This window comes from Terasakiella sp. 4MB5A (genome assembly GCF_050058155.1).
Classification (GTDB): Bacteria; Pseudomonadota; Alphaproteobacteria; order Rhodospirillales; family Terasakiellaceae; genus Terasakiella; species Terasakiella halodenitrificans.
Genome location: NZ_CP188815.1, coordinates 1,723,232 through 1,736,800 on the forward strand (window position 1 = coordinate 1,723,232; position 13,569 = coordinate 1,736,800).

Annotated in this window: 7 protein-coding genes and 1 tRNA gene; 6 read left to right on the forward strand and 2 right to left on the reverse strand. The window is 45.2% G+C overall.

Annotated elements, in window-relative coordinates; genetic code table 11:
• Positions 1–3: 3 nt before the first annotated feature.
• Entirely contained in the window at positions 4–666 is a 663-nt protein-coding gene (locus ACI0FF_RS07920) for a response regulator transcription factor (RefSeq protein WP_419799567.1), read from the reverse strand.
• A 59-nt stretch (positions 667–725) separates the two neighbouring features.
• Complete coding sequence (locus ACI0FF_RS07925) at positions 726–4,316, reverse strand: response regulator (RefSeq protein ID WP_419799568.1); 3,591 nt, start codon at positions 4,314–4,316, stop codon at positions 726–728.
• Between the two features lie 299 nt (positions 4,317–4,615).
• Here ACI0FF_RS07925 and ACI0FF_RS07930 point away from each other — a divergent pair, with 299 nt between their 5' ends.
• The 6 genes from ACI0FF_RS07930 to ACI0FF_RS07955 all read left to right on the forward strand — a co-directional run bounded on the left by ACI0FF_RS07930 (position 4,616) and on the right by ACI0FF_RS07955 (position 13,482).
• Entirely contained in the window at positions 4,616–6,145 is a 1,530-nt protein-coding gene (locus ACI0FF_RS07930; protein ID WP_419799569.1) for an inorganic phosphate transporter, read from the forward strand.
• A gap of 226 nt (positions 6,146–6,371) precedes the next feature.
• The gene (gene gyrA, locus ACI0FF_RS07935; RefSeq protein ID WP_419799695.1) at positions 6,372–9,128 is read left to right on the forward strand and encodes a DNA gyrase subunit A; all 2,757 of its coding nucleotides are present in this window, start codon (positions 6,372–6,374) and stop codon (positions 9,126–9,128) included.
• A 46-nt stretch (positions 9,129–9,174) separates the two neighbouring features.
• Complete coding sequence (gene coaD, locus ACI0FF_RS07940; RefSeq protein WP_419799570.1) at positions 9,175–9,684, forward strand: pantetheine-phosphate adenylyltransferase; 510 nt, start codon at positions 9,175–9,177, stop codon at positions 9,682–9,684.
• A 268-nt stretch (positions 9,685–9,952) separates the two neighbouring features.
• A tRNA-Lys gene (locus ACI0FF_RS07945) sits at positions 9,953–10,028 on the forward strand.
• Between the two features lie 200 nt (positions 10,029–10,228).
• Positions 10,229–11,410, forward strand: a complete 1,182-nt coding sequence (locus ACI0FF_RS07950; protein ID WP_419799571.1) for an LbtU family siderophore porin — start codon at positions 10,229–10,231, stop codon at positions 11,408–11,410.
• Positions 11,411–11,634: 224 nt separating this feature from the next.
• Positions 11,635–13,482: a hybrid sensor histidine kinase/response regulator gene (locus ACI0FF_RS07955; protein WP_419799572.1), complete on the forward strand. Its 1,848-nt coding sequence runs from the start codon at positions 11,635–11,637 to the stop codon at positions 13,480–13,482.
• The last annotated feature ends 87 nt before the right edge of the window (positions 13,483–13,569 follow it).

The following is a 13,569-nucleotide window of genomic DNA, read 5'->3' on the forward strand; positions in this document are numbered from 1 at the left end:
AGGTTACCCTTCCCAACCATTCTGCAAGGCGATGCGGACGGCTTGGGCGCGGTTGGCGGCTTCCATTTTGCGATAGATGTTGCGTAAATGTACCTTGACGGTGATTTCTTGTAAGCCAAGTTTACGCGCAATTTCTTTATTCGTGCTACCTTCGATCAAATGGCCGAGAATTTCTTTTTCCCGGTCGCTTAAGCGTGACAGCGGGCCGTTTTTCATATCGTTGCTGGTTGCACTGCGCCCGATCGGGCTATCGTCATTTGATTCGGGTGTATCCTGAAAGGCGGCAGAAGGAATGTATTTTTCACCGGACAAGACCAGACGCAGCGCATTAACCATAGCGGATCCGCTGATGGTTTTAGGAACGTATCCAGCAGCACCACGTTCAACAGCTTCCAAAACGTCATGGCGATTAAAATGCCCGGATAAGATGACGACAGGGACATCTTTATGCGCCTCACACATTTTGACTAGACCATCAAAGGCGTTCATTCCCGGCATCTTTAGGTCCATCAAAATGAGCCCCCAGCCATCGCTTGCTTTTGAGATTTCGTAAGCTTGATCGAAGGATGCTGCTTCCATGATTTCAACGTTGGGGCTTAGTTCCTCAAGAAAGGGACGAAGGCCTTCGCGAACGAGATTGTGATCATCTGCAATAAGAATTTTCATGTGCGCTTTTTCATTTTCACCAATAATTGGGCATATCATATTGTAATATTATATATTTCTCAATCCTCAATAGTAGAAAACGTACTTTCAGTGACAGATTTGAGAGCTTCTTCGATGCTCTCGGATAAATAAGAAAGACTGACAGGCTTTTTAAGGATTTTGAATGCAAGTGAATTCAGATCGTGCTGATCGGCATCATCCATCCCGGTATGTCCGGTGACAACGATGACGGGAAGGGAAGGACTGCGCTTTTTTAAATTCTGGATTAAAACATAACCATCCATACGGGGCATGCGCATGTCGGTGACAACAACATCAACGGTCTCCATATCATAGAGTTCGAGTGCTTCTTCACCGTCACTTGCAATATTGACCTGATACCCTTGATCGAACAAATATTCCATCATGGCTTCAGCGGCGTATATTTCGTCATCGACAACAAGAACTTTTGCACCATCTGCATTCATATCCAAGTCGTCGTCTTCATCGTCATCCAGTTCAATGATCGGAATTGGAATATTTTTGGGCATGGTTTTTTGTGCAAGGCGCATAGGAGAGAATTTTTCCTCTTCTTCAATGGCACAAGGCAAAGTTATGTCAAAACGTGCCCCTTTGTGAACGTTTCGTGCCCGAATGGCCCCCCCCATTGCGGCAATAATACCGTAACTTACAGACAAACCAAGACCTGTCCCTTTGCCAACTTCTTTGGTGGTGAAAAAGGGATCAAATAATTTGGCAAGCGCATCTTCGGGAATTCCGCCTCCGTTATCTGTAACCGCAATATTGATTTTATGGTCAGCTTGATCATAGGTGATTTGCAGAATGATCTGTTTATTCTCGTCTTCTTCCCAGCTTGCTGTTTTATGCCGCTGATTGATGGCGTCGCGCGCGTTGTTAACGAGGTTCAGGATAACTTGTTCCAACTGTATGGGGCGCCCGTTTAGCATGGCGTAATGGGCAGGATAGCGAACATCCAGATGAATACCTTCCGCAAGGAATTGGGACTCGATCAAATCTACAGATTGCCGAACGACTAAAGTGGGATCAAAGAGTTCCAGATCACCGGTGTCTTTGCGGCTGAAAATACGCATGTGATCAATAATGTCCGCCATGCGACCACATTGCATGCTGATGAGATCAAATTTTTTCTGACTCTCGTCTTTTTCAAGTTTGCCGCGTTGCATTTTAAGCAAGGAACCCTCTGCTGCAAAACGCATGATGTTAAGCGGTTGGCTCAGTTCATGGGTAATGCCGGCAGCCATTTCCCCTAAGGTTGCGAGCTTGGACGTTTGTGCAAGATGTTCATTGACGCGATTGCGCTCGGTGACATCACGGATAATGAGTAGTCGGGTTGTTAGGCCTGCGTAAGAAACAGGGCGTGAGGTTATATCGGCTTCAAATAATCGCTCATCCATGCGTCGTAAGATAACAGAGCCGATGAATTGTGTCGGGTCATCATCGGTGATGCGTGGTGCGTTGGCAAAAATATCTTGTTCTTTCTCCAGAAAATCATAGAAGGATTTATGATAAATCTCCGCCCGATTGGTGGTGGCAAACAAGACATGGCCTTCTGGGTTGGAGAAAACGATTTTATGCTGTTCATCCAAAACAAGAATAGCGTCAGGCGACATATCTACGAGGCTACGGTATCGGCTTTCACTTTCACGCAAGGCTTCTTCTGCAATCAAGCGGCTGTGCTCGCTACGTAAACTGGTTAGGCCATAGCCGACGTCATTTGCAAGTTCAGACATAAGGTTGATGTAGCGATTATGAAACGTTTTGAGATCGCTTGACACAACGGTTAGAAAACCCGTGACTTTTGTATCAATCCAAATTGGAAAAATACCGGCAACGCGCAGGTTTGCATCCTGAAAAAAAGGCTGAAAGTCTGGGTAGGCTTGCATCAAAAGATTTTCATCGAGGATCATATATTCTTGCTTGATGAAAGCTTGTTTCAATGTGCTTGATGGGCGATAGGAGGTCAGTGGAAGTTGATGACCACGCAGCATATTCACTTTGAGAAATTCCGGTAATTGCCCGGTTGTATTAAACAGGGAAATCCATGCTGTATCAAAGGGGAAGGTTTCGGTGATAATACGGCAGATTTCCGATAGGATGAAACTTTCGTTGCGGGCATGAAACAGGATATTGCTACAAGAACTAAGGGTCTCGGATATTTTCTTGCTTTCAAGGATTTCTTTTTCACGTTCCTTGAGGGCTGTAATATCAGTGTAAATCCCCACAATGCCGCCTTCGGATGTCTGATGTTCGTGAACAAGAAGGTGGCGGCCGTTTGTTAATTCGACTTCATTAATCCCACATTTTTGATGTGCATGTACAATGGCTTTTGCATAAGTTTTAGTAAAGGGGCGGGGGTATTTAATAACCTTTTTCTGGTGACAAACTTGCATTAACTTAAGGAAAGTTGGTTTTTTACTGGCATAAGGGGCCAGAGCAGGGAACATATCGAAGATGGTATTGTTCCACATAATTAAACGGTCTTGAGAATCCCACATTAAAAAACCGTTTGGAAGCGCGTTTAGCCCTTCTTCAAAACGTGCCTTAAAGACGGTGCTTTCCGTATGGTCAGAACCGGTCCCGCGATATCCTGCAAAATCACCATTTTTATCGAAAAACGGCTTTCCATTACTTGTTACGCTGATTTCACGATCACCTATGTGGGTCGTATATTGGAAATTGCGAAATGGTCTGTGATGATCAAGATCATCAAGATGTTGTTTCCATTTGGCACTTTGCGATGCATGTGGTTTTAAGGCCAAGCGGGTTTTACCAATCAGTTGCGATTCGTTAATGCCGGTTAATTGAGTAAATTGGTCTGAAAAATAGCTAAAACAATGGTTTTGATCTGTTTCCCAATACCAGTCAGAACTTGCATCAAGAAGGTCACGTAATTTGATTTCGTTGTCGGTTAAGCTTTCTTGTGTTTTTTGCAATTCCATTGTGGATAGATAAAGCGAGATCAGATCCGCAACAGCATTGGCAAATTGTCGATCACTGTCATCCCAATGACGGTGTTGTTGTCGGGTATATATTTGAAGAATGCCGTGTGCCTTTTGCCCGAAATTAGTTTGCACCATTAAGATAGATAACGGTCTGTCATTTTTTTTGTAAAAATTAATCAGTTCTATAAAGCGCAAATCGTTTTGAATGTCAGGGATACTCAAGGTCTTTTCTTGCTGGAGGGCAGCGAAGAGTGCAGGTTGTTGGTCTGAAGAAATGTGAAGGGGAGGTCTGTTTTTATCTTGTTGGCTGTCAAAACAATATCGTTGGATGAGATTGTTTTTTTGGTCATCAAAGCGCCATAAGCTGACTTGTGCACAATCAATCGTTTTTGCTGTTTCGTTAAGAAGCCAAAGGATTGTCTCTTCGGGTGTAGATTGCAGAGGAGCCTGTGTCTTATGTGACATGCTTTCAATTGCGCCGAGATATTGCTGTAATTTTACTGTGTTGTTCTTTTTGAGATGACGGCGTTGTATGAAATAGACGCCTGTAACCAAGGTAAAAAAAATCGCAATGACAAAAAGAAGGATTGTCTCTGATGATGGATCGCTAAGCGCGACATTGGCGCATGCCTTATTGGGGATGAAACTCAATCCAAAGAAAAGAGGCGTGAAAAAGCGGCGGTACATGGTTTTTCTAAGATCGCTTGTAATGGATGAGGTATGAGCGTTTTTTTATATCTATGAATATTCACTCTATCTGATTGTCGAACAATGGCAAAGCGTTGAAGATGAATAATTTATGGCGATATGTTCCGTTTTACACTTTATAGGTAATTGGCAATTTGCAATTCGCGATATTTTCAGCTATTAAATACAATTATAAGTAATTAAAATATGACACTATTGTTACATTCTTTTTTTACTGTGTACTTTTTATGACTAAAAAGTTACAAGCTCCTGACTTCAATAGGGCGAATGGTGTTCAAATGGCTGAGAATCCTCTTCCATCCGGTGATCTGAAGAAACTCGATAAAGAGTTGAAAAACATCAGTAGATTCGAAGACGCTGTGCAAGAAATTAGTCGCGGCAATCTGAAATTTGGTATTTGTATTCTTTTTCTGGTGATGGTTGGATTCTTTGCCTTCACCCAAGTTGCAGATGCCAGTAATCAGGTCTTTATCGTACTGGCAGGCTTGTTGGGTGCCTACATGGCATTGAATATTGGGGCAAATGACGTTGCCAACAATATTGGCCCAGCAGTTGGTTCCAAAGCATTGACCATGACGGGGGCGCTTATCATTGCCGCTGTTTTTGAGGCTGCGGGGGCGATTATCGCCGGCGGTGATGTGGTGTCTACGGTACGTAAAGGTATTGTAAACCCGGCTGCGATGGAAAGTGACGTCATGTTTATTCATGCTATGATGGCGGCGTTGTTTGCCGCTGCATTATGGGTAAACCTTGCGACATTTATCGGTGCACCCGTATCAACGACACATTCTGTTGTCGGTGGCGTTATGGGGGCCGGAATTGCGGCAACGGGGCTCAGTGCTGTCAACTGGGTGACAATGGGAAAAATTGCAGCAAGTTGGGTGATCTCACCTGTGATGGGCGGGGTGATTGCAGCTGCCTTCCTTGCGCTGATTAAATTCCAGATTTTATTTAAAGAAGACAAAATCACGGCAGCCAAAAAATGGGTTCCAATTCTTGTTGGCTTTATGGCTGGAGCTTTTGCAATGTATTTGACCATGAAAGGGTTGAAAAAGCTTTGGAAGCCGAGTGGCGAAATTGTCATATTAATCGGTCTTGTTTTCTTTGTAAGTACATGGGTGATCGTGAAGCCTGTTGTGGCCAAGGCGGCTGCAAAAATTGAAAATCGTCGTCGTGCTGTAGGTGACCTTTTCACGATTCCGTTGATTTTTTCTGCTGCTCTCTTGTCTTTTGCGCATGGTGCAAACGATGTTGCAAACGCTGTTGGTCCATTGGCTGCGGTTGTTGGTGTGGCCAGCGGGGCAGATATGACAGGCAAAGTTGATTTGCCGATGTGGATTCTGATTGTTGGTGCCTTGGGGATTGCCGCAGGTTTGTTGCTGTTTGGCCCGAAACTGGTGCGCACAGTCGGCGAAAAAATCACCAAACTGGATCGTGCTCGCGCCTATTGTGTGGCCTTGTCGGCGGCAATTACAGTTATTATCGCTTCTGCCTTGGGGCTACCGGTGAGTTCAACACATATCGCGGTTGGCGGTGTGTTTGGTGTCGGTTTTTTCCGTGAATATCTGAACAATAAGAAAAAACGGGAACGTTTGGAAAAGGTTTTACCTGAAGCCGGTGAACCGGGTTCGGATAAGGGGCGTGGCGAGGCCTTGGAACGTTTAACCAAAAAGCAGGAAAAATCACGCCGCCGCAAGCTGGTTCGCCGCCAGCATTTAACGACGATTGTGGCTGCCTGGTTGATTACGGTGCCGCTTTCAGCCTTGTTGGCAGCGATCCTTTATTGGATGATGTCTACGATGATGTAAGTCAAAATGATCGTTGATTTTTGTTACAAACGGCCTTCAGTTGAATGAAGGCCGTTTTTCTTTGGGTGAGGGGGCATTGATTGGTTGTTGTTGATTTTGAAAATTGCTATACCTTTCACCCAAATAGAAAAGTGTGTTTTGTCCGTTTCAAAAGCATGCTTTTAATGAAGATATAACAGATTGGGTTAGTCACTTGACCAGCGACAACGAACAAACACCATCAAGTATGGACATTGCACCGGTTTCTATCGTAGACGAAATGCGAAGCAGCTACCTTGATTACGCGATGAGCGTAATTGTTTCCCGGGCACTGCCGGATGTGCGCGACGGCCTAAAGCCGGTACACCGTCGTATTCTCTATGCCATGAAAGAAAGCGGCTACGAGTACAATAAACCTTATCGTAAATCGGCCCGTATCGTCGGGGATGTCATGGGTAAGTACCACCCGCATGGTGACAGCGCGATTTACGATGCGATGGTGCGTATGGCGCAAGACTTCTCTATGCGTTTACCTTTGATTGACGGGCAGGGCAATTTTGGCTCTATGGACGGTGATCCACCTGCTGCCATGCGTTATACCGAAGCGCGTATGGATAAAGCGGCTCATAATCTGATTTCTGATATCGACAAGGAAACCGTCGATTTTAAAGCCAACTATGATGATTCTACGGTAGAGCCTAGCGTCCTACCTGCACAATTCCCCAACCTTCTTGTGAATGGGGCTGGTGGTATCGCCGTTGGTATGGCGACGAATATCCCGCCACATAACCTTGGGGAATTAATTGATGCCTGTTGTGCGCTCATTGATGATCCGCATTTGTCGATTGATGATCTGATCCGGGATTATGTTTTCGGGCCTGATTTTCCGACCGGCGGGATTATCCTTGGGCAATCTGGTTTGCGCTCCGCGTTTCATACAGGGCGTGGTTCCGTCATTATGCGCGGGCGTACGGAAATCGAGGAAATCCGCAAAGACCGCATGGCGATCATAATTACGGAAGTTCCGTATCAGGTCAATAAAGCCCGTATGATTGAAACGATGGCAGGTCTGGTTCGCGATAAGAAAATCGAAGGCATTTCCGATCTGCGCGATGAGTCCGACCGTCACGGTGTTCGTGTGGTTGTGGAAATCAAAAAAGGTCACCACCCGGAGATCGTCCTCAATCAGCTCTTTAAATTTACACCGCTGCAAACCAGTTTTGGTGTGAATATGTTGGCCCTGAACCAGGGCCGCCCGGAATTAATGAACCTGAAGCAGATTTTACAGGCCTTTATTGCATTCCGTGAAGAAGTTATCACCCGCCGTACCGTTTATGAACTGGGTAAAGCACGTGATAAAGCACACGTTTTAGCCGGTTTGGCTGTTGCCGTTGTGAATATTGACGAAATTATTGCACTGATCCGTCAGGCCGCTGATCCGCAGATTGCGCGAGCGGCCTTGATGGAACGGGCATGGGAAGCGGGCGAAGTCGAACCGTTGATCCAATTGTTGGATGAGCCGGATCGTCAGGTTGTTGATGGAAAATACAAACTGTCAGAAACACAGGCCAAAGCCATTTTGGATTTACGTCTGCATAAATTGACAGGTCTGGAACGCGACAAAATCGCCAATGATTTGCGTGAATTGGGTGCGGAGATTGAAGAATATCTCTCTATCTTGCGTTCACGTGAAAAATTGATGACTTTGATGCGCAACGAATTGTTGGATATGCGCACGCAATTTGCGACACCGCGCCGTTCTGAAATTCAAGAAGCTGAATTTGAACATGATATCGAAGATTTGATCCAACGCGAAGATATGGTCGTGACGGTGACAAATTCCGGCTATATGAAGCGCGTGCCGCTTGATACTTACCGGGCGCAGCGCCGTGGTGGTAAAGGCCGTTCAGGCATGAGCACCAAGGAAGAAGATATCGTCGAAAAGGTTTTCGTCGCCAATACCCATACACCGCTGTTGTTCTTCTCTTCCAGTGGGATGGTCTACAAAATGAAAGTATATCGTCTGCCATTGGGGACACCGCAATCCAAAGGCAAGGCGATGGTGAACTTGTTGCCGTTGGGTGAAGGCGAAACCATTTCAACCGTTATGGAACTGCCGGAAGATGAGAGCATTGCAAAAGATATGCATATCATGTTCTCAACCGCCTCTGGCGGGGTGCGTCGTAACTTGTTGTCCGATTTCACAAATGTGAAGGCCAACGGGAAAATCGCGATGAAGCTTGATGACGGCGATTCGATGGTGGCTGTTTCGGTCTGTAGCCCGGAAGATCATGTCTTCCTGACGACACATAATGGTCAGTGTATTCGTTTTGCGGTTGAAGATGTTCGTGTGTTTGCGGGTCGAAATTCAACAGGTGTGCGTGGCATCCGTTTGCAGGGTGAAGATCGTGTTATCAGTATGTCAATCCTGCATGGCGGGAAATGGACGTCTGAAGAACGTGATAACTATTTGCGGTATGCCAATGCGAAACGCCGTGGTGAAGAAGTCGTTGCAGAAGGGTTAAGCGAAGAGCAGATCACCGAAATGGAAGCGGCAGAAGAATTCCTGCTGTCCGTTACTGAACGTGGTTTTGGGAAACGGTCTTCTTCCTTTGAATATCGTACAACCGGGCGGGGCGGTAAAGGCATTGCCAATATCGAAATGTCCGAACGTAATGGCAAGGTTGCAGCCTCCTTCCCAGTCGAAGTTGAAGATGAGATCATCATGGTGACAGATGGTGGGCAACTGATCCGCACAGGTGTAGACCAAATCCGTATAGCCGGGCGTAAGACTCAAGGCGTCACCCTTTTCCGTGTTGCAGATGGGGAGAGTGTTGTCTCCGTTAGCTGTTTCCGCGATATGGGGGATGATTCTGAGGCTGACGTAGATAACGATACTGAGGTCGCAACTGAAAATGAGACACCTTCTGCAGAAGGTATGGAACAACAGGCAGAACAAATTGCCGATATACAGGAAGGCAATGACGAAGGCGTGGAAGGCTAAAAGTCTTCTACGCACGGCCTGTTATGCTTTTGAGGAGTGATGTCTCATGGTTAAAAAGCGCATTGGTATTTATCCGGGAACCTTCGACCCGGTAACAAACGGTCATCTGGATATTATTGAAAGAGCGACCAATATTGTCGACCACCTGATTCTGGCCGTTGCAATTAATCGCGGCAAAGGCCCTTTATTTTCGTTGGAAGAACGTGTTGCGATGGTTGAACATGAACTTCCTGCCATCATGGAACGTACAGGTGCAACGATCGAGGTAAAGCCCTTTGAAAGCTTGCTGATGAATTTTGCTGCGGCTCAAGGGGCTAAAACTATTGTTCGGGGGTTACGTGCGGTCTCAGATTTTGAATATGAATTTCAGATGGCGGGGATGAACTCCCATTTGGAGCCAGATATCGAAACGGTTTTTTTAATGGCCTCGGATAAATGTCAGTTTATCTCCTCACGCTTTGTCAAAGAGATTGGCAAATTAGGTGGCGATATCAGTAACTTCGTTACACCGAACGTGCGAGAAAAGCTTATGGAGCGTTTTAACGAGGACGAATAGGATCGAATCAGAACAATGCGCCGTTTTCAAAAAGGGGTGTTCTCATGGTTTCGGCTGAATGAGATTCCCAGTTAAATTGAAAATGGCGCTTTTTTTTGTCGTGAATGTACCATTAAAGCGTCTGTAACTGTTTGTTTTTAAATATTTTTAAAAGAAAATGCATTTTTTTTAAATTCTTTGTTGACCAGACGCGTCGACCCCACTATGTTCCGCCTCACCAAACGGGACGGACACACCGCCAAGCGGTACAACGGACCACCTCAAATGAGGGCACTTAGCTCAGTTGGTAGAGCATTCGACTTTTAATCGAACGGTCACAGGTTCGAATCCTGTAGTGCCTACCATTACAAAACCTCGCTTCATAGAAGCGAGGTTTTTTGTTTTTGGATTTCATTTTGTTATTTTTCTTTTCTGGTGCCGTCAGATGATAATGATTATGAAAAACACTTGCAATTCGGTTTAATGTTCTTTAAAAGCGTTTATCGATAATGATTATCATTATCTGTCCGTTTTTAAATTTTGAGCAAACCGGTAAGTGAATCAAATGTCAGTAACGTTTCCATTTAAAAAAAATGCCCTAATGGGGGTGACTTCCGCTTTAACCCTAGTGTCTGTCTCTGCTATGGCAGCTGAACCAACGCGTGAAGAATTGTTGGCTATGTTGTATAAGCAACAAAGCCAACTGAATGAGCTTCATAAGATGTTGAAGCAGACACAGGCGCAAGTGGAGAAAACAGATCAAAAAGTGGAAGCCGAAAAAGCTTCCCCTGCGTTTTTGGATACTGTCCAAATTGGCGGTGTTCTGGAATTTGAAGCAACATCGACAGAAGCCTTCAGTGGGGCTGATAGCAGCGATTTGTCTTTGGCAAAGGCTGAATTGTCTTTTTCAGCGAAGCCGCATGAATATGTGACCACAAACATTGTGGCCTTGTATGAAGATGGTTCCAACAATATCACGTTGGATGAAGCAACTATTGAAATCGCGAATAAAGAAAACTTCCCGCTGTATACAACAGTTGGCAAGTGGGCCTTGCCGTTTGGGAATTACGATACGGCGATGAGTACAGACCCGATTACAAAAACATTGGGTGAAACTAAAGAAAACGCCATTTTGGTCGGTGCGACATATGGCGGATTTAGTGCAGAAGGCTTTGCTTTTAATGGTGATACGCAGCAAGCTGGTGAAGGCAACAATATCGACCAATATGGTTTAAATGTTGCCTTTGAAGGGGAAGATGCTGGCTTGTCTTATGTTTTGGGGGCCGCTTATATTAATAATATCGCTGATTCTGATGGAGTGAACGGTGTTGTGACCGGGCCGACCGCATTGAACAGTTATGTGGGCGGGATGAGTTTGAATGGCTCTGTCACGGTTTCTGATATTACGTTTAATGCCGGCTATGTGAAGGCGACTGATACGTTTAAGGTTGGTGAGCTGGCCTTTAATGGCAAAGGGGCGCAACCGCGCGCATGGAATACGGAACTCTCCTATGCGACCGAAATTATGGGTAAGCCGACCACCTTTGCTGCAACTTATCAAGGTTCCGACGAAGCATTGGCTTTGAGCCTGCCGGAAACACGTGTGGGTGCGGCGGTAACAGTTGAAGTCTTCGACAAAACGGCCTTGACGCTTGAATATCTCGCTGATGAAGATTACAGCAAGACAGAAGGCGGAACTGGCGCCGATGGTCATACGGCAACGGCAAAACTGGCTGTTGAATTCTAAGTCATAAAAGCCTCAAAATTGGTGACCAATGTTTGCGGAGTTTTTGTTTATAACCAAAAACTGCTTTTGCAAGAATTAAGCTGGTTTAACGGGTAAAAATATGCGACTAAAGTAATCTCTGGGTTACTTTAGCGCATTTTTTATTTATGACTTTATCTGAGCAAAATAAGCGATTGGCTATATTAGAAGCCGAAAATAAAAAATTAAGAGAGGAAGTTGAACGCGTGCGCCTTTCTGAGCGGCGCTTTCTGGATGCCCTGCGCCTCAGTCCTATGGCGATGTGTCATCATGACCGGGATTTGCGTTATACGTGGCTTTATAACGGCCATATGGGCTTTGTACAAGACGATGTGATTGGGCTGACCGACTGGGACATCCTTGACAAAAATTTAGCTGACCGTATGGGGGTTATCAAACGTCGAGTTCTTGAAACAGGAGTAGGCGAACGTGTCGAGATGCCAACGGTTGCAGGAGATGAAAATTCTGAATATTTTGATCTTGTTGTCGAACCGTTAAAAGATGAGGCGACAGGCGATGTTGTTGGCCTCTCTTGTAGCGGAATTGACGTGACGCAAGATCGCCGTCGCCGCGAAGCCTATAAGGCAAGTGAAGAAAATCTGCGTTTTATTTTTAATGCGTCCCCCATGCCGGTTGTTGTGGTGGAACAACAAGAAGATCGTGCCTTGTTTTTCAATCAGGCCGCGCAAGCCGTTTTTAATCTAGAAAATAATCAGAAAATATTTGATGAACTTGATCTCCCGACAGATGTTCGTCAAAACTTGGTCGATCATCAGGGGATTGATGATTACAAACTTATTTTTTGCAATCAAGCGGGGGAAACGTTGATTCTCACGCTTTCCTGTACGCCAATTTTTTATGATGGGATGTCGGCATTTCTTTGTACTTTTCATAACTTAACCAAGGAAGTGCACTATCAACATGAATTGGAAGAAGCCAAGGAAAAGGCAGAACTGGCAAGTTTGGCCAAGTCGCAGTTTCTGGCAGCGGCCAGTCATGACCTTCGCCAACCCTTACATGCGATTGGATTGCTGTTGGGTGTTTTGGAACAGCATATTCCCGGCCCAGAAGGACTACAGGTCCTGGAACGTGTTATGACATCTTTGGAAACCATGAATGAATTGTTTTCGGGGATCCTTGATATATCGAAACTGGACGCAAACGCTGTTCCTGTGAAGTTGGAACCTGTTAATCTGGCCCGATGCTTTGAGGCCTTGGAAGATGAATTTGCACCGATTGCGGCACATAAGGGGTTAAAACTTGTTTTCGTGAAGTCATCTCTTTGGGTGCTTAGTGATCCCTTGCAGTTTGACCGTATTTTGAGGAACCTAATAGCAAATGCCGTGCGCTATACGCAAAAAGGACGCATTCTCGTTGGAATTCGGCGCAAAGGGGAACATTTGAGCATATGTGTTCTGGATACGGGGATTGGTATTGAAGAAAAAGATTATGAAATTATTTTTCAAGAGTTCCGCCAAATTGGCAACAGAGGGCGTGACCGTCGAAAGGGTCTTGGTTTAGGCTTGGCAATTTGCGAACGAGTTGCCAAGCTATTAAATACAAAAATTCAACTGACATCGGCATTGGGAAAAGGCTCCGTATTCAGTTTTGAAGTTCAAACATGTGACGTGCAAGAAAATGAAACTTTGAATTCTTCAAGGGCTGTGAGGTCAGTTCTGAAGGGAAAACGTATTTTATTTATTGAAGATGAAATTGATGTTCAGATGGCTACAAAATATATGCTGGAGGCATGGGGGTGTGTTGCCTTACTCGCTGCGACAGGGCAGGAAGCGCTCGAGTTGTGTAGGCAACCTGAAAACGGTTTACCCTTTGATGCGATTGTTGCTGATTACCGCCTGCGTGGTCAGGAGACAGGTCTGGATGTAATTTTATCTGTGCGCCGTAAGCTGGGGGTGAATGTCCCTTCAATCGTCCTTTCCGGTGATGCCGCAGCTTCATTAATTTGTAAACTGGAAATACAAAATGTACCTTTACTGACAAAACCTGTAATGCCTGCGGATTTAAAAGAAGTATTAAGCAGCCTCGTGAATTAAAAAGCGTTATTCAGCAATAGAATAGCAGAAGAAGCTTGTGTTTTATCGTGCAATAAGTCACCTTATGAAAGGTGCAGGGGTAAAAAT

Coding starts and splice junctions, on each gene's coding strand:
- ACI0FF_RS07920 (WP_419799567.1), bottom strand. CDS start 666: ATGAAAATTCTTATTGCAGATGATCACAATCTCGTTCGCGAAGGCCTT.
- ACI0FF_RS07925 (WP_419799568.1), bottom strand. CDS start 4,316: ATGTACCGCCGCTTTTTCACGCCTCTTTTCTTTGGATTGAGTTTCATC.
- ACI0FF_RS07930 (WP_419799569.1), top strand. CDS start 4,616: ATGGCTGAGAATCCTCTTCCATCCGGTGATCTGAAGAAACTCGATAAA.
- gyrA (WP_419799695.1), top strand. CDS start 6,372: ATGGACATTGCACCGGTTTCTATCGTAGACGAAATGCGAAGCAGCTAC.
- coaD (WP_419799570.1), top strand. CDS start 9,175: ATGGTTAAAAAGCGCATTGGTATTTATCCGGGAACCTTCGACCCGGTA.
- ACI0FF_RS07950 (WP_419799571.1), top strand. CDS start 10,229: ATGTCAGTAACGTTTCCATTTAAAAAAAATGCCCTAATGGGGGTGACT.